This is a genomic window from Micromonospora sp. NBRC 101691 (assembly GCF_030269285.1).
Lineage (GTDB): Bacteria > Actinomycetota > Actinomycetes > Mycobacteriales > Micromonosporaceae > Micromonospora > Micromonospora echinospora.
Genome location: NZ_BSTB01000013.1, coordinates 130130 through 152574 on the forward strand (window position 1 = coordinate 130130; position 22445 = coordinate 152574).

The 22445-nt window shown below is 75.0% G+C and carries 22 protein-coding genes; 13 read left to right on the forward strand and 9 right to left on the reverse strand.

Annotation, left to right across the window (positions count from 1 at the left end; all coding sequences use genetic code 11):
* Positions 1-41 precede the first annotated feature (41 nt).
* The 4 genes from QSK20_RS20270 (at position 42) to QSK20_RS20285 (ending at position 3840) form a co-directional block, all read left to right on the forward strand.
* Positions 42-1835, forward strand: coding sequence for a PP2C family protein-serine/threonine phosphatase (locus QSK20_RS20270; RefSeq protein ID WP_285790167.1), 1794 nt, complete (start codon positions 42-44; stop codon positions 1833-1835).
* On the forward strand, positions 1832-2890 hold the full coding sequence (locus QSK20_RS20275; protein ID WP_285790168.1) for a cobalamin B12-binding domain-containing protein: 1059 nt from the start codon (positions 1832-1834) through the stop codon (positions 2888-2890). Before QSK20_RS20270 ends, QSK20_RS20275 begins: the two co-directional genes overlap by 4 nt.
* Positions 2891-2979: 89 nt before the next feature.
* On the forward strand, positions 2980-3324 hold the full coding sequence (locus QSK20_RS20280; protein WP_285790169.1) for an STAS domain-containing protein: 345 nt from the start codon (positions 2980-2982) through the stop codon (positions 3322-3324).
* Between the two features lie 69 nt (positions 3325-3393).
* Positions 3394-3840 (forward strand): response regulator, encoded by a 447-nt coding sequence (locus QSK20_RS20285; RefSeq protein WP_088984764.1) that lies wholly within the window; start codon positions 3394-3396, stop codon positions 3838-3840.
* 100 nt (positions 3841-3940) lie between these two features.
* Here QSK20_RS20285 and QSK20_RS20290 read toward each other — a convergent pair whose 3' ends face one another.
* The 8 genes from QSK20_RS20290 to QSK20_RS20325 form a co-directional block, all read right to left on the reverse strand.
* Positions 3941-4768, reverse strand: a complete 828-nt coding sequence (locus tag QSK20_RS20290; protein WP_285790170.1) for a hypothetical protein — start codon at positions 4766-4768, stop codon at positions 3941-3943.
* Positions 4769-5059: 291 nt separating this feature from the next.
* Complete coding sequence (locus tag QSK20_RS20295; protein ID WP_088984763.1) at positions 5060-5479, reverse strand: OsmC family protein; 420 nt, start codon at positions 5477-5479, stop codon at positions 5060-5062.
* A 108-nt stretch (positions 5480-5587) separates the two neighbouring features.
* Positions 5588-6535 carry a serine/threonine-protein kinase gene (locus tag QSK20_RS20300; RefSeq protein ID WP_285790171.1) on the reverse strand — a complete coding sequence of 316 codons (948 nt, stop codon included), beginning with the start codon at positions 6533-6535 and terminating at the stop codon, positions 5588-5590.
* 185 nt (positions 6536-6720) lie between these two features.
* Positions 6721-7677, reverse strand: a complete 957-nt coding sequence (locus tag QSK20_RS20305; RefSeq protein WP_285790172.1) for an SDR family oxidoreductase — start codon at positions 7675-7677, stop codon at positions 6721-6723.
* Positions 7678-7769: 92 nt separating this feature from the next.
* Positions 7770-8621 carry an FAD:protein FMN transferase gene (locus tag QSK20_RS20310; RefSeq protein ID WP_285790173.1) on the reverse strand — a complete coding sequence of 284 codons (852 nt, stop codon included), beginning with the start codon at positions 8619-8621 and terminating at the stop codon, positions 7770-7772.
* Positions 8622-8693: 72 nt separating this feature from the next.
* Positions 8694-9464, reverse strand: a complete 771-nt coding sequence (locus QSK20_RS20315) for a methyltransferase domain-containing protein (RefSeq protein ID WP_285790174.1) — start codon at positions 9462-9464, stop codon at positions 8694-8696.
* Positions 9465-9519: 55 nt separating this feature from the next.
* A complete protein-coding gene (locus tag QSK20_RS20320; RefSeq protein ID WP_285790175.1) occupies positions 9520-9711 on the reverse strand; it encodes a DUF397 domain-containing protein in 192 nt (63 codons plus the stop codon).
* Positions 9702-10469 carry a Scr1 family TA system antitoxin-like transcriptional regulator gene (locus QSK20_RS20325; RefSeq protein WP_285790176.1) on the reverse strand — a complete coding sequence of 256 codons (768 nt, stop codon included), beginning with the start codon at positions 10467-10469 and terminating at the stop codon, positions 9702-9704. The genes QSK20_RS20320 and QSK20_RS20325 overlap by 10 nt, the downstream gene beginning before the upstream one ends.
* Positions 10470-10699: 230 nt before the next feature.
* Between QSK20_RS20325 and QSK20_RS20330 the strand changes: the two genes are divergently transcribed.
* From QSK20_RS20330 to QSK20_RS20355, 6 genes are all read left to right on the forward strand, one after another.
* Complete coding sequence (locus tag QSK20_RS20330) at positions 10700-11017, forward strand: flavin reductase (RefSeq protein WP_285790177.1); 318 nt, start codon at positions 10700-10702, stop codon at positions 11015-11017.
* Positions 11018-11121: 104 nt separating this feature from the next.
* A complete protein-coding gene (locus tag QSK20_RS20335) occupies positions 11122-11877 on the forward strand; it encodes a response regulator transcription factor (RefSeq protein ID WP_502888961.1) in 756 nt (251 codons plus the stop codon).
* 55 nt (positions 11878-11932) lie between these two features.
* Positions 11933-13381: a sensor histidine kinase gene (locus tag QSK20_RS20340; protein WP_285790242.1), complete on the forward strand. Its 1449-nt coding sequence runs from the start codon at positions 11933-11935 to the stop codon at positions 13379-13381.
* Positions 13382-13426: 45 nt separating this feature from the next.
* Positions 13427-15691, forward strand: coding sequence for a glycosyltransferase family 39 protein (locus QSK20_RS20345; RefSeq protein ID WP_285790178.1), 2265 nt, complete (start codon positions 13427-13429; stop codon positions 15689-15691).
* 2 nt (positions 15692-15693) lie between these two features.
* Positions 15694-16971, forward strand: coding sequence for a bifunctional glycosyltransferase family 2/GtrA family protein (locus QSK20_RS20350; protein ID WP_285790179.1), 1278 nt, complete (start codon positions 15694-15696; stop codon positions 16969-16971).
* A 120-nt stretch (positions 16972-17091) separates the two neighbouring features.
* Entirely contained in the window at positions 17092-17799 is a 708-nt protein-coding gene (locus QSK20_RS20355) for a helix-turn-helix transcriptional regulator (protein WP_285790180.1), read from the forward strand.
* A 32-nt stretch (positions 17800-17831) separates the two neighbouring features.
* On the opposite strand, the gene QSK20_RS20360 is transcribed toward QSK20_RS20355, so the two are convergent.
* Entirely contained in the window at positions 17832-18227 is a 396-nt protein-coding gene (locus tag QSK20_RS20360; RefSeq protein WP_285790181.1) for a VOC family protein, read from the reverse strand.
* A 307-nt stretch (positions 18228-18534) separates the two neighbouring features.
* On the opposite strand from QSK20_RS20360, the gene QSK20_RS20365 reads away from it, so the two are divergent.
* From QSK20_RS20365 to QSK20_RS20375, 3 genes are read left to right on the forward strand one after another with little or no spacing between them, the layout of a single operon-like run.
* Positions 18535-18684 carry a hypothetical protein gene (locus QSK20_RS20365; RefSeq protein ID WP_186542703.1) on the forward strand — a complete coding sequence of 50 codons (150 nt, stop codon included), beginning with the start codon at positions 18535-18537 and terminating at the stop codon, positions 18682-18684.
* 5 nt (positions 18685-18689) lie between these two features.
* On the forward strand, positions 18690-20105 hold the full coding sequence (locus tag QSK20_RS20370) for a class I SAM-dependent methyltransferase (protein WP_285790182.1): 1416 nt from the start codon (positions 18690-18692) through the stop codon (positions 20103-20105).
* Positions 20106-20112: 7 nt separating this feature from the next.
* Positions 20113-22146: a sulfatase-like hydrolase/transferase gene (locus QSK20_RS20375; RefSeq protein WP_285790243.1), complete on the forward strand. Its 2034-nt coding sequence runs from the start codon at positions 20113-20115 to the stop codon at positions 22144-22146.
* The last annotated feature ends 299 nt before the right edge of the window (positions 22147-22445 follow it).

Consider the following 22445-nt stretch of genomic DNA (forward strand, 5'->3'; position numbering starts at 1 on the left):
CAGGCGGAGCGAGGGTGTCGAGAAGGAGTGGGGCTTAGCTGGTGACTGCTGCCGACGTCAGGGACTGGGACCCGGGCGACGGACGGATCTCCACGCCGAGTGCCGCACGGGCTCCGGCGTGGTCCGCCGACGTCCCGCACCGCCCTGCGCAGCCGCTGCCGCCCCTCGACCCGGACCACGCGGCGACCGGGCCCGACTGGTCCGAGGTCGTCGAGCACTTCCGCGAGGGTTTCGTCGTCTGCGACGCCGACGGGGTGGTGCGCCACCTCAGCCCGGTCGCCGAACGGCTGCTCCCCGAGGTCACCGTCGGGCAGGTCCTCGCCGCCGCCGGGGTGGCGGCGCTCACCGGCGGCGACGGCCCGGTCGAGTTCACCCACCACGGCCGGCGACTGCGGGTCCGTCGGGTGCCGCTCTCCGCCAACCGCTGCTGCCGGTACGTCGAGGACGTCACCGAGAGCGTCAGCCGGGCGGACGCCCTGCTGGCCGAACGGGCCCGCTCGGCGTTCCTCGCCGCCGCCGGGGAGAAGCTCGGCAACCCGCTGCACCCCGACCGGGCGGCGGCGGCCACGGTCCGGCTCGCCGTGCCCACCCTGGGCGACGTCGCGGTGCTGGTCCTCGCCCCGCGCGCCGGTCGGGCCCGCTGGTGGCGGGCGGCCCGGGTGGACGAGGACGTGCCCACCGTGGACAGTGGCGTCCTCGGCGCCGCCGACCTGCCGCCCGCGATCGACGAGGGACTCGACGGGGTCGAGCCGCACGCGGTGGACTGGCTGGTCGAGCAGGCCGCCGAAGCCGGTTGGCTGCCGGGGCTGGCGGTGCCGGACGTCTGCGCCCGGCTGGTGCCGCTGCCCGGCCGGGGCACCTCGACCGGCGTGCTGCTCGTCGCCCGCCGGGCGACGCGGCCGTTCGACGAGTCCGACGTGGACCTGGTCCGCGCGTTCGCCTCCCGGGCCGGCGCGGCGCTGACCTCGGCGCTGCTCTACCGCGACCAGGCCGAGGTGGCCGACACCCTCCAGGCCAGCCTGCTGCCGGTCGAGCCGACCGAGGCGAACGGGGTCCAGTGGGGCACCGCCTACCGTCCGGCCCAGGCCGGACTGCGCATCGGCGGGGACTTCTACGGCGCCCACCAGTTGCCCGACGGGGGTTGCCTGTTCTACCTCGGCGACGTCTCCGGCAAGGGTGTGGAGGCCGCCGTCTTCACCGGTCAGCTCCGCCAGTGCCTCCAGGCGCTGCACCGGGTCGAGTTCCAGCCCGCCCGGTTGCTCCGGCTGCTCAACGACGCGCTGCTGGAGACCACCCTCGCCAACGGCCAGGGCCGGTTCGCCACGATGGTGCTCGGGGTGGTCCGGCCGCAGCGCGACGGCGGCCTGTCGCTCACCATGGCCGGTGGCGGCCACCTGCCGCCGCTGGTGCTGCGGGCCTCCGGCGAGGTGGAACCGGTCGCCCTCAGCGGCATGCTGATCGGTGTGGTGCCCGACCCGCGCGTCGGCGAGGTGACGGTCCGGCTCGCCCCCGGCGAGACCTGCCTGCTCTACAGCGACGGGGTCACCGAGGCCCGGGGCGGCCGGCGGGGTGACGAACTGTTCGGCGTGGACCGGCTGGTGCACACGATCAGCGGGTGCCACCGGATGCCGGCGCCCGCGCTCGCCGAACGGATCGAGCAGGTCACCGGTGACTGGCTCGCCCACGGTGACCACGACGACATCGCGGTGCTGGCGATGCGGGCGGTGGGCGCCACCGGGCGCGGATCCCGGCACCTGCACGCGGTGCCCGATCTGGCCGGCGCCGCCCCCGTCCCGCAGCCGGTCGGCTCGGGACACCGAGACCCGAGGACGTGACGATCGTGACCAGCGCCGCCACCCGTACCGACCTGACCGCCGCTTATCCGGTGTACCTCGACTGCCTGGAGGGCGCCGACGAGTACGCGGCGGTGGACGTGGCGATGGACCTGCTCGCCGACGGGATGCCCGCCGAGCGGATCCTGCTCGACCTGGTCGCCCCGGCGCAGGCGGAGGTGGGGGAGCGCTGGGCGCGCAACGAGTGGAGCGTCGCGCAGGAGCACGCCGCGACGCACATCAGCGAGCGGGTCGTCGCCGCGGTCTCCTCGTCGGCCAGCCCCCGGCCCGACCGTGGTCACGTCGTGGTGGCCTGCATGGACGGCGAGTGGCACGGGCTGCCGGCCCGGTTGGTCTCCGAGGTCCTGCGACTGCGCGGCTGGCAGGTCACCTTCCTCGGCGCGAGCGTGCCGGCCGCGCACCTGGTGGCGTACCTCCAGCGGTACGACGCGCACGCGGTCGCCCTGGCCTGCGCGTTGCCGATGCGGCTGCCGTACGCCCACCGCATGATCGAGACCTGTCGCCGCTCCGACGTGCCGGTGCTGGTCGGCGGTCGCGGTTTCGGGACGGGCGGGCGGTGGGCCCGCCGGCTGGGCGTGGCCTGGGCGCCGGACGCCCCGACGGCCGCCGAACTCGTCGCCGACGAGCGTGCGCTGCGGCGGGTGCCCGCCGCCGACCTGGCCCACCTGGCCGACGACGAGTACGCCGGGCTGCTGCGGCGGCGCGCCGAGCTGATCGACGCGGCCCTGACTGACCTGCGGGACCGCTTCCCGCAGACGGTGGACTACACCGCCGCCCAACTCGACTCCACCGTCAGCGACCTCGGCCACATCGTCGACTTCCTGGCCGCCGCGGTCTACGTCGACGACGGTGACCTCTTCACCGAGTTCGTCGACTGGTTGGCCATGATCCTCACCAGCCGGGGCGTCCCGGCGGTCTCGGTGGAGTCGACCCTGGCGTTCCTCGCCCGGTCGTTGCGGGACTTCCCCCGGGCGAAGCGGTTCCTCGACGAGGGACGTGCGGTGGCGGCGGCCTCCCCGGCGGTCCCGGCCCGCTGAGGCCCGTCGGGTGCGGGCCCGCACCCGACGCCTGTTTATACTTGCTCCACCGCAAGCATTCGCGTGTGGTCGGAGCGAGAGGGACCACGTTGACGTTCACCGTCGCGCACGTCCAACGGGATGGCGGGGGAGTACGTCTGCGCCTCGCCGGTGAACTCGACCTGAGCACCGCGCCCCGGTTGACCACGGCGATCGACGGTCTCCTCGCCGACGGCCAGGTGCGGATCCTGGTCGACCTGGACGGGTTGACCTTCTGTGACTCCACCGGGATCGCCGCCTTCCTCCGGGGCGACAACGCCTGCGCCGCGGCCGGTGGCTGGCTGCGACTCACCGGCGCGACCGGGCGGGTCGACCGGATCCTGCGGATGACCGGTCTGGCCGAGTTGCTCCGATACGATCCGACCGCCGACCCGGCGTCGCACGCCCACCACTGATCGGTTAGATTTCCCCGCCGGCAGTGATCGTCCGGCCATCGCTCCACCCCCACGAAGAGGCAGGTAGTCATGGGCGCAGAGAGGTCCGGACCGGTCCGCATCCTGGTGGTGGACGACGACCCGGGTGACGTTCTGATGATCGAGGAGGCGCTGGAGGACTCCGACGTCGAGAAGGTCATCGACGTGGTCGGCGACGGCCAGGAGGCGATGGAGTTCCTCCGTCAGGAGGGCCGGCACACCGACGCCCAGCGGCCGGACGTCATCCTCCTCGACCTGAACATGCCCCGGATGGACGGCCGGCAGGTGCTGGGCGAGGTCAAGAGCGACGACGACCTGCGGACCATCCCGATCGTCGTGCTGACCACGTCCAACGCGGACACCGACATCGTGGGCAGCTACACCCTCCAGGCCAACGCCTACGTGACCAAGCCGATCGACCTCGACGACTTCAACGACGTCGTCCGGCGCATCGACGAGTTCTTCGGTCGCGTCGTGGTGCTGCCCAAGCGGTCCTGACCGCCACGGCGCCACCGCGCCTGACCCGCCACGGGCCGCGCCGCGACCGACCCGCCACGGCACCGCGGACCGGGGCCGCCCCGAGACGTGCCGCCGCCGGTCAGGTCAGCGCGTCGACCACGGTGGTGGCCCGGCGCTCGTGCTTGGCGTACGCGCCCGGATAGGCCGACCGCTGCACCGCCTGGGCGGCGGCCGTGACGCTCATGTCCTCCCACCCCGACACCTCGCGCAGCGCGCGGTAGAAGACCCGGGCGGCGTAGGCCGGCTGCATCAGCTCGCGGACACTGCCCCAGCCGCTGCTCGGTCGCTGCTGGAAGAGACCCACCGAGTCGTGGTCGGTGCCGCTGCCCTGGTGCGGGTACCGGGACGACTCGGCGATCCGGTCGTTGGCGAGGTTGCGCAGGTCGCTCTCCTGTATCGCGGTGGCGATCGCCACCACCAGCGCCCGGCGGGGCATCCGTAGTTCGACGCCGACGTCCACGATCGCCCTGGCGTTGTCCATCTGGCGTTGGGTGAGGCCGGCCACCGGCTTCGGTCGGACGGGCTGCGGCCGGGCGGTCGGCTTCGCGGCGGCGGAGGGACTGACGGAGGCGCTGGGCGTCGGCACCGGGCCGCGCTGGTACGACCGGGAGGCCCGCCGGTCGGCCTCGGCGGCGCTGACCGCCCGGTCGGCCAGGGACTCGCGCAGCGGCTCCTCGTCGCCGTTCACCGCCTGCGTCCCGACCACGGCGCCGACGCCGAGGCAGCAGGTCACTCCGGCGGCGAGCGCCACCCGGACGCCGGTGGCGGCGTGCCACGCCCGGCCCCGGGGCCGGCGGTCCTCGGCCCGGTGCCGGCCGACGCGTCGTTCGGGGGAGGCCCCGTCCGCCGAACGGGTGTCCGGTCGGACTCGGGTCAGCTTCTGGTCAACGGAGTCGTCGTGGCGCACCCGCCGAGGCTAGAAAGGATCGGGACCATTGCCATCGGCGTGAATAGTGGCATGAACCACATGTGGCCGGAGTCGCGCCCTTAATACCGTCAGAAATCATACCGGAACGGTCGGGGCCGGCATCAGCGGCAATTAGCTTCAGAAATTGCCTTCCAGGGATGATCCGGACACCGCACGACCCCCGTCGTGCCCCGCTCCGGACCTCCGCCGTCCGGAGCGGCGACAGCACCATCCGGTCGACCGGCCACTGGCCCGTACGGCGGACGGTCAGCGCCGGCCCTTCCCCGCCGCTCAGTGCCGGCCGTTCTCCGCCGCCGTGACGGTCAGCCGGTGCCGGTCGTCGCTGGAGAACGGCCACAGCCGGTCCGCCTGCGCCACCAGGCCAGCGAGCTGGTCGCGACTCAGCCCGGTGGAGGCGATCGAGGCGTGCACGTCCGCCTCGTACCGGCCGTCGTCGGCGCGACCCAACCTGACCTCGGCGCGGACCTGCACGGTGTGCGCCTCGTCGGTGATGTCCTTGGCCGCCTCGACCGCCGCGTGGTGCAGACACGAGGCGAAGGCCGCCGCGAGCAGCTGTTCCGGCGTCAATCCGGAGCAGTGCGGCGCGAGCGGGGAGGCCAGTGCCGTGGAGAGCCCACCGTCGTCGGTGCGTACGTGACCACCCTCGGCGGTCGCCATCGCCTCGTGGAACCAGGAACTCGGATCCGACATCGCGTTCCTCCCGTCATCCCGGCACGGCTACCCGGCACCCGCCCGGCGAAACCGCCGCGAGGGGCGGCCGGTCCGACCGTCTTCGCCCGCCGGGGCGGTCCGACCGCCTCAGCCCGTCGGACCGCAGTGATCCGCCACCACCGCCACCTCGGTCGGCTCGGCCGCCGCCCGGTCGCACCACGGCGACACGGTGCCTCCCGAGCGGGGCCGGGGTGGCACCGCGGCCAGCGGCACGTACACCCGCGCGTCGACCGCCTCGGCCAGCACCAGCGCGGCGACCAGACTGGTCGGGCGGGCCACCGGGTCCTCGTCCAGACAGCGTCGGCAGAGGTCCGCCACCTCGGGCGGCAGGCCGTCGATCGCCGGCAGCCGTTCCGGCGCCGGCCGGCGACCCGCCACCAGCAGTTGGGTGGTCGTCGCCGCCGGGTACGGCAGGCGGCCGGTGAGGCAGTAGTACAGCAGCACGCCGAGGGCGTACATGTCGGCGGCGGTGGTGGCCGGTTGCCGGGCCAACTGCTCCGGGGCGAGGTACGCCGGGGTGCCCACCACCATTCCCTCCGGCATCTGGTCCCGCGTGCCGGCGGGCGTGGCGATACCGAAGTCCAGCACCTTCACCCCGGCCGGGGTGAGCACCACGTTCGCCGGCTTCACGTCCCGGTGCACGATGCCGTGGGCGTGCGCGGCGGCCAGCGCGGCGCTCACCTCGGCGCAGACCCGGACCGCGATCCGCCAGTCCAACGGACCGGAGCGGACGTGGGCGGCGAGAGTCTCCCCCTCGGCCAGCTCCATCACGATGTAGGGCACCGGCTGCCCGGTGACCGTCGTCGAGGTGCCGAAGTCGTGCACGCTCGCCACGTTCGGGTGCACCAGCCGGGCCGCCGAGCGCGCCTCGGCGCGGATCCGGTCCACCGAGGTCGGGCCGTCGTCCTGACCGGGGGAGATCAGTTTGACCGCCACCGTCCGGTCCAGCACCACGTCGTGCGCACGCCAGACCTCCGACATGCCGCCGACGCCGATCCGCTGTTCGAGCCGGTACCGCCCGTCCAGCGTCCTCATTGCGTCGCTCCTCGCCTCGTCCGGGTGCCCGTGGGCGTGACTCGCCCGCCGGCCGTGCCGCTCCCGAGCCGGTACCCGAGGCCGGAGCAGGACAAACCGACGACCGGCGATCTTGGGTTCCGGCGCGGGTCAGCCCCTGTCGGGCGAAGTGTCCCGCTCCCGGCATGGCCGGCGGTGCCGGGCGCTCACCCGGTCGTGTCGTCTGCCGCCGGGTCGGTACGCGGGCCGGCCGCGTCCGCGACGTCCGGCAGCGCCGTGGTCACGCCGAACCCGCGCCCCAGGGCCCGTACCTGCGCCTCCAACTCGGGTACGGCCCGTCGCGCGTGCCGGGCCATCACCAGGTCGGCCAGCGGGCTGACCAGCAGCGCGCGGCTGGCCTGCACCAGGCCCACGGAGCGCGGCACGTACACCCGTCGCTGCCGTCGCTCGACGGCGCGGACGAACGCCTCCGCGCACTCCCGTACCGACGTGGTCCGCCGCATCGGCCAGGGCAGCTTCGCCAGCAACTCGGCGACGGCGGGCAGGTCGGAGCGGGCGTCGCGGACCAGGTCGGTGTCGATCCAGGACGGGTGCGCGGTGCCGACGGCGACCCCGTGGTGGGCCAGTTCCAGGCGGATCGAGGTGCCGAACTGCTCCACGCCCGCCTTCGACGCGCAGTAGGCGGCCATCCCCGGTGGCGCCGCGAACGCCGCCGCCGAGGACACGATCAGCAGGTAGCCCCGGCGGGCGATCAGCGCGTCGACCGTCGCCGCCGCCGTCCGCATCACCCCGATCAGGTTCACCTCGACGGTCCGCACCATCGCGTCGAGATCCCCGACCGCCAGGGTGCCCCGGTTCGCCACGCCCGCGTTCGCGACCACCGCGTCGATGCCGCCCAGCGCGGTCAGGGTGCCGTCGACGGCCGCCTCCAGGCTCGCCTGGTCGGTGACGTCGGCGGCGAACCACACGTGCCCGGGACCGAGGTCGGCGGCGAGCGCGGCCAGGCGCTCCGGTTCCAGGCCGACCAGACAGACCCGGGCGCCCCGGGCGGCGGCGACCCGGGCGGTGTGTTCACCGATGCCCCGCGCCGCCCCGGTCACCAGGACGACCCTCCCGGCCAGTGGGCCCGCCGTACCGCCGCCTCGCCGCTGCCGCTGCCGCATCCCCGGAAGGTAGCAGGGGACCCCTGTTACCGCTTTTTGATGAGCAGGGGTCCCCTGCTACCAACCCTGCGCCAGCTACCAACCTGCCCCTGCTACCACCGCACCCCGGGCGCGAGGGGGACGCCCGCCCGGTCCGGGTCGATCCACCAGGAACAGTCCTGACCGGCGAGCCAGCCGGGGCCGTCCGCGCCACGGACCAGGGCGGTGACGGCGAGGGTGGCCGCCCGTACCGTGTCCGGGGCGATCACAGTCACCGCCGTCCCGGGCAGTTCCGGGGCCTGACCGGAACGCGGATCGAGCACGCCGCCACCGTCGGGGCGGCTCGCGGACGCGGTGGCCAGCCCGCCACCGCGCAGCCGGATCGTCCGGCCGCCCACCGGCACCGGCCAGCCGCCGGGCGGCACCGGGCCGGCCGTCGCCACCCGGGACCCGATCGCGACCAGCACCCCGCCCGCCGACCGTTCGGCGATCTGGGCGGCGCAGCGTTGTGCCAGGTACGCCGTTGCCGTCCCGCCCAGGACCAGCAGCAACGTCGGCGGCACCGCCAGCCGGTCGCCGTGCAGCGACACGGCCCGCCAGCCGTCGGCGGGCGGCGGAACGGCGGTGCCGAAGCCGCAGACGGGGAACGGGCCGCCCCGGGCGGCCAGCCGGATCCGGGCCGCGCCGATCGTGGGGTCACAGGCGCCGTCGCTGGCCCGCGCCGCGTCCAGGGCGACCGCCACCAGGTCACGCAGCAGCGGGCCGACCGGCACCGGACGGCCCGCCGCCCGGTGTACCCGGGCCAGTTCACCCCGCCCCGGGGCGGTGATCCGGTCCAGGGCGGCCAGCGCCCCGGTCACCACCCGCCGCGCCGCCGTCGTCCGTCGTGCCCCGGCCACCGCCAGCCGTACCGGTCGACCCCGGTACGACCAGCGCGTTTCGCATACTCGATCGATGGTGTCCACGCCGCCGAGCCTGCCCGGCGAGACTGGGACCCGATCAGGTCCAAGCTGTGTGCCGGCTGTGTGCCCGGCTTTTCACGCCTCGGCGGTGACCAGGTAGAACGTGAAGCCGGCGAGTGTCGGGCCGGTCTCCAGCCGGTGCAGCCACGCCCGTACGTCCGCCTCGGCCAGCTCGCCGGCCTGGACCGCCCGTGCCGCGTTGCGCCGCAGCCCGAGGATCTGGTCGGCGGTGCCGAAATCCTGGAACAGCACCGCCACCGGCTCGACCGACCGGGTCCGGAAGCCGGCCCGGACGGCCAGCCGGACCAGCTCCCGCCCCATCGTGGCGTTGCGGACCCGCCCGGCGCTGAACCGCGCGAAGCGGCGGCTTGTCGCCACGTCGTCGTCGGCGACGGCGAGGGTGTCCCAGTCCGGTTCGGCCATGGCGAAGAGGCCACCCGGCCGCAGCACCCGCCGGGCCTCCGCGAACGCCCGCGCCGGCTCCGGCACGTGTTGCAGGACGCGGTCCACCCGGGCGCGGTCCACGCTCGCGTCCGCCAGCGGCAGGTCGCGGACGTCGCCGGCCCGCACCTCGACGTTCGGCCGGTCGGCGAACCGGCGACCCGCCTCGGTGACCATCCGGGGCTCGTGGTCGACGCCGAGCACGGTGCCGTCCGGTCCGACCGCGTCGGCCAGCGCGGCGAGGTCCGTCCCCGGCCCGCAGCCCAGGTCGACCACGGTCTGCCCCGGCCGTACGTCGAGCGCCTCGACCAGGCGTCGCTTGTAGTCCAGACCCACCGGTGTCGCGGCGGCGGTGTCCAGGTAGGCGATCTGGTCCGGTGCGGCGACGTCGGTGGTTCGGCTCATCCGGCCATCCCACCACGACGCACGGCCGGGCGGTGTCCATGCCGGACGCGGCGGGTCAGGAGGGTCGGGCGACCCGGGCGACGAAGACCCGCCAGGCGGTGGGGGAGAAGGCCAGGGCCGGGCCGTCCGGGTCCTTGCTGTCGCGTACGCCGACCACGTCGGACAGGTTGTCGGCGACCTCGACGCAGTTGCCGCCGTTGCCGCTGCTCCGAGTGCTCTTGCGCCACCGTGCGCCGGTCAGGTCCATGTCTTCGCCACTTCCGTGATGAGGTCGACGGATTGCCAGTGGGAGAGCGCCTCGCCGCGCACGTTCTCCCACGCTGCCAGTATCGCCGCCAGCTCGTCCGCCTCGCTGACCACGTGTCCCTGGAGTTGGTTGTCCAGGTAGCCGGCGAGCCGGTGGTCGGGGCTCTGCGCGACCACGAACGGGCCGTTGAGCCCGGCGTAGGCGCCCACCGTGGACGGCACCACGTGCACCCGGACGTGCGGTGCGGCGCACGCCGTGACCAGGGCCGACAGTTGCTCGCGCATGGTCTCCCGGCCGCCCACCGGGCGGCGCAGCACCCCCTCGTCGATCACCGCCGTGAACTGGGGCGGGTCGTCCCGGGTGAGGATGCCCTGCCGGGCGAGCCGGGTGGCCAGGTGCCGCTCCACCTCGCCCCGGGCGAGCAGTCCGCCGCCGGCCAGCACGGCGCGGGCGTACGCCTCGGTCTGGAGCAGCCCCGGCAGGACCATGCTTTCGTACGAGCGCAGTGACACCGCCTCCCGCTCGATCTCCTGCCACGGACGGAACCACAGCGGCACCTTCCGCCGGAATGTGTCCGGCCAGATGTCCGAGATGTCTCGGCCGAGGGCCTCGGCGGCTGCCGCGCGGTGCCGGGGGTACGGCACGCGTCCCTCGGTCAACCACCGCATGGTGGTCTTCGGATCGACTCCTATCGCTTCGGCGAGGGATTCGGTGGTGTGGCCGGTGGCGTGCAGGGCGGCCCGGAAGGCATCGTTCATTCGGCTTCCCTTCGGGATGGCGAAGACGTCTGGTCGCCACCTTCTCACGGGCTGTAGTTGTCTGACCACTGTGGGGGAGGGTGTTCGGGTGGCGGTGCGGTCGGTGGAGGCGAGACCCGGCGACCGTGCCTGCCGGGCCGCCCCTGGGGGAGGCGGGGCGGCCCTCCACGACGGACGGACGAAAGGCGGGTGGGTGGATTGAGCCTCCGGAACCACGGGAACGCCACACGGTGGCCACATCCCCGAACGACCCCGACGCGTACGCCTGCTCCCGCCCGAGGTGGGCGGCGGTGACCGCCGGGCGTCGTCGGCCCGAGCACACCGCCGCCCGCCCGTCCTGGCGGTGCCGGGCCTGCGGTGCGCCGTGGCCCTGCTCGTCGGCCCGGCTGCGGCTGCTCGTCGAGTACCGGGGGAACCGGCCCACCCTGCTGATCTACCTGAACCTGATGATGGAGGACGCGGCGGCCGACCTTCCGCCCGGCCGGCCGGACGACGCCACCCCGTCCGACCTGGCCCTGCGCTTCCTCTCCTGGGCCCGCGCCCGCTGACCGGGTGGCCGTGGAGCCCGGCGACGCGCTGGCCGTGGAGCCCGGCGACGCGCACAGGCGGCGCACAGGGAAGACCGAGACGGGACACAGCACCCGGGGTGAAGATGGTGCCCATGGTGACCGACGGGCACGCGCTGCCGGGCCGGATCGAGCTGCGCCGGCCGGACGGTGGACCGGTCCGGGTGCTGGTGGTCGACGACGAGCCCACCCTGACCGACCTGCTCGCCATGGCGCTGCGCTACGAGGGCTGGCAGGTGGCCACCGCCGCCAACGGCATGGCCGCGCTGAGCAGCGCCCGGCAGGTCCGACCGGACGTGGTGGTGCTCGACGTCATGCTGCCCGACCTGGACGGCTTCCAGGTGCTCCGCCGACTGCGCGAGCAGGCTCCGAACGTGCCGGTGCTCTTCCTGACCGCCCGGGACGCGGTGCAGGACCGGATCGCCGGGCTGACCGTCGGCGGCGACGACTACGTCACCAAGCCGTTCAGCCTGGAGGAGGTGATCGCCCGGCTCCGCGCGCTGCTGCGCCGGGCCGGGCTGGCCGTGGCCGCCCGCGAGGAGGCCGTCCTCACCGTCGGTGACCTGAGCCTCGACGAGGACAGCCACGAGGTCCGCCGGGGCGACGACCTGATCACCCTCACCGCCACCGAGTTCGAACTGCTCCGCTACCTGATGCGTAACCCCCGCCGGGTGCTCAGCAAGGCCCAGATCCTCGACCACGTCTGGAACTACGACTTCGGCGGGCAGGCGAACGTCGTCGAGCTGTACATCTCGTACCTCCGGAAGAAGATCGACGCCGGCCGCGAGCCGATGATCCACACGCTGCGCGGGGCAGGGTATGTCCTCAAGCCGGCCCCGTGAGACCGGCCGCACCGCCCGCGCCCGCCGCGACGGCCGCCGGGCGCTGCGGCGCTGGCTGACCGGCTGGTCCCTGCGCGCCCGGCTGGTGGCCATCCTGGTCGTGCTCCTCGCCCTGGTCAGCGTCGGCGTCGGCGGAATCACCACGGTGGCGCTGCGGCACTTCCTGATCTCCCAGGTCGACGACCAGTTGGCCCCGGACTGGCAGCCCCGGGGGCCCGCCGGGCCCACGCCCGGCGGGGCGCTGCGTGACATCGTCGCCCTGCGCGTCCCGCCCGGTTTCCCGACCGGCACGATCGTCGCCTGGACCGCCGACGGCCAGGTCACCGCCGCCCGGACGCTCAACTCCGGCCGGGACGAGGAGACCGTCTCCCCGGAGCAGGTCGCGGCGGTCGCCACCCTGCCCACCGACGGTCGGCCCCGCACCGTCGACCTCGGTGACCGGGGCGACTACCGGTTCGTGGCGCAGCGGTTCCGCGACGGCAGCGTCCGGGCCCTCGGGGTGCCGCTGGCCGGCGTGCAGGAGACCGTCTGGCGGATGGTGGCCGCGCAGGCCGGCATCGCCACCGTCGGCCTGCTGCTCGCCGGCTCGGCGGGCGCGCTGATCGTCCAGGCCACCCTGCGCCCGCTGCGCCGGGTCGCCGCCACCGCCACCCGGGTCACCGAGCTGCCGCTGGACCGGGGCGAGGTCGCCCTCTCCGTCCGGGTGCCGGCCGCCGACACCGACCCGCGCACCGAGGTCGGCCAGGTCGGCGTCGCGCTCAACCGGATGCTCGGGCACGTCGCCGCCGCGCTCGCCGCCCGCCAGGCCAGCGAGACCCGGGTACGCCAGTTCGTCGCCGACGCCAGCCACGAGCTGCGTACCCCGCTCGCCGCGATCCGGGGGTACGCGGAGGTGGCCCGCCGGGGCCGCGCGCAGGCCCCGCCCGACGTGGCGCACGCGCTGCGCCGGGTGGAGTCGGAGAGCGTGCGGATGACCAGCCTCGTGGACGACCTGCTGCTGCTGGCCCGACTCGACTCGGGGCGACCGCTGGTGTCCGCGCCGGTGGACCTGTCCGCGCTGGTGGTCGACGCGGTCAGCGACGCGCACGTCGCCGGCCCCGAGCAGCGCTGGCAGCTCGACCTGCCGGACGAGGCGGTCGAGGTGTCGGGCGACGCCGCCCGGCTGCACCAGGTGGTGACCAACCTGCTGACCAACGCGCGGGTGCACACCCCGCCCGGCACCACCGTCACCACCACGCTGCGGGCCGAACCGGACGCCGCCGTGCTGACCGTCGCCGACGACGGGCCCGGCATCCCGGCGGAACTGCAACCGGAGGTGTTCGAACGGTTCGCCCGGGGCGACAGCTCCCGCTCCCGGGCGCACGGCAGCACCGGGCTCGGACTGGCCATCGTGGCCGCCGTGGTGGACGCCCACCACGGTCGGGTCGAGGTGGACAGCCGACCCGGGCGGACCCTGTTCACCGTACGTCTGCCCGGTCACACCGGTCGCACAGCGCACGCATAGGCGTCTCACGGGGCGGGGCCAGCGACGCCGTCGAGGCTGGCCGGCATGGAGAGAACCGAGACCCTGCCGACCCCGTCCGTCGTCGGTTCCGGACCGGCCGCCGACGCCCCCGCCGGTTCCGGACCGGCCGCCGACGCCCCCGTCGGTTCCGGACCGGTCACCGGAGCCCTCGCCGGTCACCGGCCACCGCCCCGACCCACCCGGGACCGTCCCCGATGGACCCGTGCGGCGGTGGTGGCGTTGCTGCTCGGCACCGCGCTGCTCTACCTGTGGGGGCTCGGCGCGTCCGGCTGGGCCAACGCGTACTACTCGGCCGCCGCGCAGGCCGGCTCGGCGAGCTGGACGGCCTTCTTCTACGGCTCCTCCGACGCGGCCAACTCGATCACCGTGGACAAGACCCCCGCCTCGCTGTGGCTGATGGCCCTCTCCGTCCGCCTGTTCGGCCTCAGCTCCTGGTCGATCCTCGTGCCACAGGCACTGCTCGGTGTCGCCACCGTCGGCGTGCTGTACGCGACCGTCCGCCGCTGGCACGGTCCGGCCGCCGGGCTGATCGCCGGTACGGTGCTCGCGCTCACCCCGGTCGCCACGTTGATGTTCCGGTTCAACAACCCGGACGCGCTGCTGGTGCTCCTGCTGACCGTCGCCGCGTACGCCACCGTACGGGCCCTGGAGACCGCCTCGACCCGGTGGATCACGCTGGTCGGCGTACTGGTCGGGTTCGGTTTCCTGACCAAGATGCTCCAGGCGTTCCTGGTGGTGCCGGTCTTCGCCGGGGTCTACCTGGTGGCCGCGCCGACCGGCTTCCGGCGACGGATCCGGCAGCTCCTCCTCGCCGGGCTGGGCCTGGTGGCCGCCGCCGGCTGGTGGGTGGCGGTCGTCGAGCTGGTGCCGGCGGAGTCCCGCCCGTACATCGGCGGCTCGCAGACCGACAGCGTCCTCGAACTGACCCTCGGCTACAACGGGCTCGGCCGGCTCACCGGCGACGAGGTGGGCAGCGTCGGGCCGCGCGGTGGTGGGCCGTTCTCCGCCCAGACCGGGCTGCTGCGGATGTTCGACACCGAGGTCGGCGGGCAGATCTCCTGGCTGCTCCCGGCCGCGCTGATCCTCCTGGTCGCCGGTCTCGTGCTGGCCGGAGGGGCGGCGCGGACCGACCGGACCCGGGCCGGGCTGCTGCTCTGGGGCGGTTGGCTGCTGGTCACCGGCGCGGTGTTCAGCCTGATGGGCGGCATCTTCCACGCGTACTACACGGTCGCCCTCGCCCCGGCGGTCGGCGCGCTGGTCGGCACCGGCGTCACCCTGCTCTGGCGGCACCGGGCCGGCGCCCCCGTCCCCACTGCCGTCCCCACTGCCACCGCTACGGCTACCGCCACCGCGTCCCGTTGGCGCGGCTGGTGCGCCACCGGGGCGCTGGCGGTCGCCGTCGCCGTCACCGCCTGGTGGTCGTGGACTCTGCTCGGGCGCAGCCCCGACTGGTTCCCGTGGCTGCGCACCGTGGTGCCGGTCGCCGGACTGGCCGGGACGCTGCTGGTGCTGGTCGCCGGCCGGCTCACCCGTCGGCTGACCCCGCTGGTGCTGGCAGTGGGGGCGGTGACCGCGCTGGCCGGTCCGGCGGCGTACGCGGCGCAGACCGCCGCCACGCCGCACGCCGGCTCCATTCCCAGCGCGGGCCCGGCGGTCCAGGGCGGCTTCGGCGGTGGCCCGGGACGGATGCGCGCCGGCCTGCCGCCCGGTGGCGGTGAGTTCCCCGGTCTCCCCGGTCGCCGGAGCGGCCAGGACGGCCAGGAGGACGGCCGGTCCGGACCGGCCGGCACCCCCTTCCCGGGCTTCCCGGACGGCGGCCCGGCACCCCAGGGCAGCCAGGTCCCCGACGGCGGGCAGACACCCGGCGGAGCGGCCCCGGGTGGACCGACCGGCGGGAACGTGCTGCGGGGCGGTGGCCTGGGCGGGCTGCTGAACGCCACCGAGCCGAGCGCCGAGCTGCGTGCCCTGCTGGAGGCCGACAGCGACGACTACACCTGGGTCGCGGCCACCGTCGGGTCGAACAACGCCTCCGGTTACCAGCTGGCCACCGGTGCACCGGTGATGGCGATCGGTGGGTTCAACGGCAGCGACCCGTCGCCCACCCTCGCCCAGTTCCAGCGGTACGTCGCCGACGGCGAGATCCACTGGTTCCTCGGCGGCGGTGGCTTCCGGGCCAACGGCGGCAGCAACGCGTCGGCGGAGATCGCCGCATGGGTGGCCGGGAACTTCGCGTCGCAGACCGTGGACGGGACCACCGTCTACGACCTCAGCAGCGGAAGGCAGGGCTGACGATGACGTACTCCCCGCAGCTCGGACCGGCCGTGCCGGCGTGGCCGGACGCGCCGCCGACCCTGCTCGACGTCGTGGTGCCGGTCCACAACGAGGAGGTGGACCTCGGTCCCTGTGTCCGGCGGCTGCACGCCCACCTCGCCGGCCACTTCCCGTACCCGTTCCGGATCACCGTCGCCGACAACGCCAGCACCGACACCACGCTGACGGTGGCCCGGGACCTCGCCGACGAACTGCCCGGCGTCGAGGTGCTGCACCTGGACGCCAAGGGGCGGGGCCGGGCGCTGCGCGCCGCCTGGTCGGCCTCGCCCGGCTCGGTCCTGGCGTACATGGACGTGGACCTCTCCACCGACCTGGCCGCGCTGCTGCCGCTGGTCGCCCCGCTCGTCTCCGGTCACTCGGACCTGGCCATCGGCACCCGGCTGGCGCGCAGCTCGCGGGTGGTCCGGGGAGCCCGGCGGGAGGTGATCTCCCGGGGCTACAACCTGCTGCTGCGCGGCACCCTGTCCACCCGCTTCTCGGACGCCCAGTGCGGCTTCAAGGCGATCCGCGCGGACGTGGCCGCCCGGCTGCTGCCGCTGGTCGAGGACACCGGCTGGTTCTTCGACACCGAACTGCTCGTGCTCGCCGAGCGCTCCGGCCTGCGCATCCACGAGGTGCCGGTGGACTGGGTCGACGACCCGGACAGCCGGGTGGACATCGTCGCCACCGCGCTGGCCGACCTGCGCGGTATCGGGCGGCTGGGCCGGGCCCTGGGCACCGGCGCGCTGCCCCTGACCGAGCTGCGCGAACAGCTCGGCCGGGCCCCGCTGCGCCCGCCCCCGGACCGGGTGCCGGCCGGCCTGCCCCGGCAGGTGGCCCGGTTCGCGGCGGTGGGGGTGGCGAGCACGCTGGCGTACCTGGTGATCTTCCTGGCCGCCCGCAGCGCGCTCGGCGCGCAACCGGCGAACCTGCTGGCGCTGCTGGTCACCGCGGTGGGGAACACGGCGGCGAACCGGCGGCTCACGTTCGGCATCAGCGGTCGCCGGCACGCCGGCCGGCACCACCTCCAGGGGCTGGTCGCCTTCGGCCTCGGCCTGGCGTTGACCAGCGGTTCCCTCGCGGCGCTGCACGCGGTGACCGCCACCCCGCCCCGCCCGGTGGAGCTGGTGGTGCTGGTCGCGGCGAACCTGGCCGCCACGGTGCTGCGGTTCGTGCTGCTACGCGCGGCGATGCACCACCAGCAGCGCCACCACCACCTGCGCCACCACCACCACCGCCGCCGCCACCACCACCGCTGAGGTGGTTGCAGGGGACCCTTCCTCATCAAAAAGCGGTAACAAGGGGCCCCTGCTACCACCCCAGCCCCAGCCGGCACCCCGGGCCAGGGCATGTCGTCGAGCGGGTGGCAGGGTGGGGGCGTGTACCGGGAACGGCCCGCGCGGCTCGCCGGGGCGGTGCTGTGGACCAGCACCGCCCCGGCGGACGTCGTCCCGACCCGGGTGCTGCCCGACGGCTGCCTCGACCTGCTCTGGTCCAGCCGGGCCGGGCTGGTGGTGGCCGGGCCGGACCGCCGGGCGCACGTCTCGGCCGGTGATCCGGGGGAGCGGTGGGTCGGCCTGCGGCTGCCGCCCGGTGTCGGGCCGGCGGTGTTCGGCCTGCCCGCCGACGCGCTGCGGGACCGGCGGGTGCCACTGGCCGACCTCTGGGGTGACCGGGCGGTCGCCGAGCTGGCCGAGCGGGCGGCGCGGGCCCCGGGGAAGGTGCTGGAATCGGTCGCGGCGGCGCGGCTGCGCGGGGCCGGCGGCGCGGATCCGCTGGGCGTCCGGCTCGCCGCCCGGCTGCGCGCCGGGGCCACCGTCGCCGCCACCGCCGCCGAGGTGGGTCTCGTCCCGAGGGTCCTGCACCGTCGCTGCCTGGCCCTGTTCGGGTACGGCCCGAAGACCCTCGCCCGCATCCTGCGGATGCAGCGGGCGCTGGCCCTGGCCCGCACCGGTACGCCGTTGGCCGAGGTGGCCGCCCGCAGCGGGTACGCCGACCAGGCGCACCTGACCCGCGATGTGCGGGATCTGGCCGGGGTGCCGCCGACCACGCTGCTCCGGTCGGGTCCGCCCGGTAGCGGGGCGTAGCCGGCTCAGCCCGGTAGGGGAGCGTTGCCGGCTCAGCCCGGCAGTGGGGCGTAGAGGTCGACGCCGTTGCCCTCCGGGTCGTGCAGGACGGCGTACCGCTGCCCCCAGAAGGCGTCCCAGGGGGCGAGGTGTCCGGTGAAGCCGGCCCCGGTCAGTTCCGCGTAGTACCGGTCGACCTCGGTCGGGTCGGCGCAGCGGAACGCCAGGTTCATCCGGGGACTGCCGCCGGCCGGCTGCCAGTCCGGGTCGAAGGACCGGACCGTCTCCACGGTGTCCCAGGCCAGCCGGATGCCGCCGGGCAGGCTGACCTCCACGTGCGGCTCGTTCTCCGCGCCGGGCGGCACGTCGACGCCGAGACGGCGGTAGAAGTCCAGGGTGCGGGCCATGTCCGTGGTCGCCATACCGACCAGGTCGAGACGAGGTGTCATGCCCCGACGGTAGGGCGGGCGGGGCGCGGTCGTCTTGAACGGATCGGACCCGGGGAGCCGGCGTGTCGCCGGCCGGATGGGCCTGACCCGGCGGGGTTCCGTGCGGTCGTCCCGGCCCGTCCCCGCAGCGGGCCGCGCGTCGGAGGTCCGACGCGGGGGCGTTCGCTGACCGGCTGCCCGGTGTGGCCCCGTACGGGCGGAACGCAGCGTACGGTGTGTGAAGACAAGTCCGGCTTTTAGGGCATATACGCCTCAGTGTGCGTCCGGCCGGACTCACTCCACGACGGCGAGGGAAGGGAGCGGGTCGGTGATGCACCTGGCCTACCTGGACGCGGGATCCGGCAGCCTGATCGTGCAGGCGGTGGTGGGCGGAGTGGCCGGGGCGGCGGTGGCCGCCAAGCTCTACTGGCGCCGGCTGACCGACCGGTTCCGGCGTCAGCGCACCGACCGGCACTGACCGGCATGACCGTTCCCCACACCGGGCTCCGGGCCGAGCCGGCCTCGTTCCGCGACCCGGCGAACCGGGTGTTCCACCTCGACGGCGACGTCCTGCGCGGTCTCGACGAGCAGGCTGCCCGCGACTACCGGGCCCTGGCCGGCACGGAGTTCTTCCGTGCCCTGCTCGCCGCCGGCCAGGTCTGCGGCACCGAGCCGGTCGAACCGGTGCCCGGCACGCCCTGGTCCGCCGTGCTGCGGCACGAGCGGATCCCGTTCGTCTCCCACCCGTACGAGTGGTCGTTCGGCATGCTGCGCGACGCCGCGCTGCTGCACCTGGAGATCCTCCGCACCGCCCTCGCCCACGGGTTCACCCTCAAGGACGGGTCGGCCTACAACGTCCAGTGGCGCGGGACCGCCCCGGTCTTCATCGACGTGGGGTCGTTCGAGCCGGCCCGCGAGGGCGAACCCTGGGCGGGCTACCGGCAGTTCTGCCAGACACTGCTGTATCCGCTGCTGCTCCAGGCCCACCTCGGCGTGGACTTCCAGCCGTGGTTGCGGTCCCGCGTCGACGGCATCGAGGCCGACCAGCTGCGACCGCTGTTCCGGGGCGTACGCCGCCTGCTGCCCGGCGTGCCGACCCACGTGCACCTGCACGGGGCGATGCAGCGGCGGCACGCCACCGCCACCACCGCCGACGTCCGCGACCAACTCCGGGCCGCCGGGTACTCCCGGGACCTGGCGCTGGCCACCGTCCGGGGCATCGAACGGCTCGTCGACCGGCTGGACCGGCCGCCGCCGGACAGCCACTGGGCCGACTACCAGCGCACCTGTGGCTACTCGGCGGAGGACCGGGCCGCCAAGGAACGCTTCGTCGAGGCCGCGCTGACGGCCGGACCGCGTCCCCGGCTGGCCCTCGACCTCGGCGCCAACGACGGCCGGTACGCCCGGATCGCCGCCCGGCACGCCGACGCGGTGGTCGCCGTCGAACAGGACCCGGCGGTGGTCGACCGGTTCTACCGGCGGCTGCGCGCCGAGTCGGAGCGGCGGATCCTGCCCCTGGTGATGGACCTCGCCGACCCGTCCCCGGGCGGTGGCTGGCGCGGGGTGGAACGGTCCTCCTTCGCGGCCCGGACCGCCGCCGACGCCGTGCTCGCCCTGGCGGTCGTGCACCACCTGGCCATCGGGCGCAACGTGCCCCTGCCGGAGGTGGTCGACGCCCTGGTCGGGCTGACCCGCCCTGGCGGACGGATCGTGGTGGAGTTCGTGCATCCCCGCGACCCGATGGCGCGACGGCTGCTGGCGAACAAGCCGGTGGGGATCTTCCCGGACTACCGGTGCGAGGTCTTCGAGCGGCTGCTCGGCGCGCGGTGCCGGATCATCCGCCGGCTCGACCTGCCGTCGGGAACCCGGACCCTGTACCTCGGGACCGTGGGTGGCTGAGCGGACGATCGCGCCCCCGGCCGCCGAGGTCGCCCCGGCCCCCGCGCCCCCGCCGTCGGTCTGGCGGGCCGAGGGTGGCCTGCTGCTGGAGGTGGTCGCCCTGGTCGGGCTGGCCGTCACCCAGCCGCTGCTGGACGCGCTCGGCCGCAGCCCCGACTTCTTCCTGTTCCACCGGGCCACCCCCGGGCAGGTGGTGGCCCTGCTGGCCCTGGTCGCCGTGGTGCCCACCGCCGTGCTGGCCGGGCTCGGCGCGCTGACCCGGCTGGCCGGCGGTCGGGTCCGGCTGGTGGCGCACCGGGTGCTCGTCGCGCTGCTGCTCGCCGTCCTCGCCGTCCAGGTGGGGCGGGAGGTGACCGCGTTGCGGGGCGTACCGCTGCTGCTGGCCGCCGGCGCGGTGGGGGTGGCGGGCGCGGCGGCGCACCGGCGTTGGCGCGTGCCCGGCCGGGTGTTCCGGGCCGCGGCGGTCGGACCACCGGTCTTCGTCGCCCTCTTCGTCCTCGTCTCGCCGGCCTCGGCGGTGGTGCTGCCGCGCGCCGACGGGACGGGGGCGGGTGTGGCCACCGGTCCCGGCGGGCATCCGCCGGTGGTCCTGCTCGTCCTCGACGAGCTGCCCCTCCACTCGCTGCTCGGCCCGGACGGACGGATCGACGCGACCCGGTACCCGCACTTCGCCGAGCTGGCCGCCGGGTCGACCTGGTACCGCAACGCCACCGGCGTCAGCGGCTGGACCCCCTACGCGCTGCCGGCGATGCTGACCGGCCGTTACCCGGCCCGGCAGGACGCCCCGCACTACTCCCGGTACCCGGAGAACCTCTTCACCGCCTTCGGCGGCCTCTACGACATCCACGCCCAGGAGAGCATCACCCGGCTCTGCCCGCCCAGCCGGTGCGACCAGCCGGTCCTGCCGGAGCAGGGGCTCGGGGTGCTGGTCCGGTCCAGCGTCGACCTGCTGGGGCAGCTCGTCGCGCCGGTGGAGAGCCGGGTCGACCCGGAGGCGAGCTACCGGGAGCCCACCGCCGCAGAGGCGGGACTCGACGCGGCCGAGCCCTCCCCGACCGACCCGAAGTTCCGGTGGGACAGCCTGGACGACCACCAGCCGGCCAGGTTCACCCGCTTCCTGGCCGACCTGCGTCCCGCCGCGCGGCCGACGCTGCACTTCCTGCACCTGCTCGTGCCGCACCCGCCGTGGACGTACCTGCCCTCCGGAGCGCGGTACGAGGCCCCGAACGACCTGCCGGACGACGGCGCCGGCTGGGCCGACCTGGGCCGGCAGCGGCACCTGGCCCAGCTCGGCTACACCGACCGGCTGATCGGCGAGACGCTGCGCACCCTGCGCGCGACCGGCCTCTACGACCGGGCGCTGCTGGTGGTCACCGCCGACCACGGCGTCAGCTTCACCACCGGTTCCCAGGGCCGGGGGATGGACGCGATCCGCGCCGCCCCGGACGAGGTGGCCTGGGTGCCGACGTTCGTCAAGGAGCCCGGCCAGCGCGCCGGGCGGGTCGACGACCGGAACTGGGAGCACGTCGACCTGCTGCCGACCGTGGCCGACCTGGCCCGGGTCCGCCTGCCGGGGCGGGTCGACGGCCGATCGGCGCGGCAGGAGGCCCGTGGGCGGGCCGACAAGCGCTTCTACGACCGGCCGGGGCAGCCGCTGACGCTGCTCGGCGGCGTACCCGCCCCGCCCGCCCCGCCCGCGCCTCACCCGCTGGTGGGGACCACCGTCGGCGACCCGCCGACCGGCGGTACGGTCCGGGTGGCCAACCTCGACGCGTTCCGTGCCGTCGACCCGGCCGCCGGGCGGCTGCCCGCGCTGGTCTGGGGGACGGTGCCCGACCGGGTGCCCGACGGCACGTTGCTGGCCGTGTCGGTCAACGGACGCGTCGGCGCGGTGGTGCCCGTGGTGCCACCGGACCCGGGCGGGCGGCGTTTCGCGGCGCTGCTGACCGACGACGCGCTCTTCCGGGCCGGAGCGAACCGGCTCGACGTGCACCAGGTCGCCCCGGACGGGACGCTTCGCCGACTCACCCCGGTCGGCTGACGCCGCGCGCCGCCCGCCAGCCGTGCCGCCTCTCGTCGCCGAGTGATTTCCCCCACTGCCCACCAGTGCCGCAGTCCTGCGGTTGCCCCGGCCCGCCGTCGGTTACCGAGGGTTGATCCCACAACGCGTAAGCGGCTGACCGCCGTCGATGTCGGGATGGTTTCGGATGATTTCCGCTCATCATTCGTCGTCACTGCCAGAACCCGCCCGACCTCCGTCGGTCGTCCGCTTCGTCCCAGCACGACGGGGTTTCCGAGTCGGCCGATAGGGAATCGCGTGACGCATCCCTCACCGCTCAA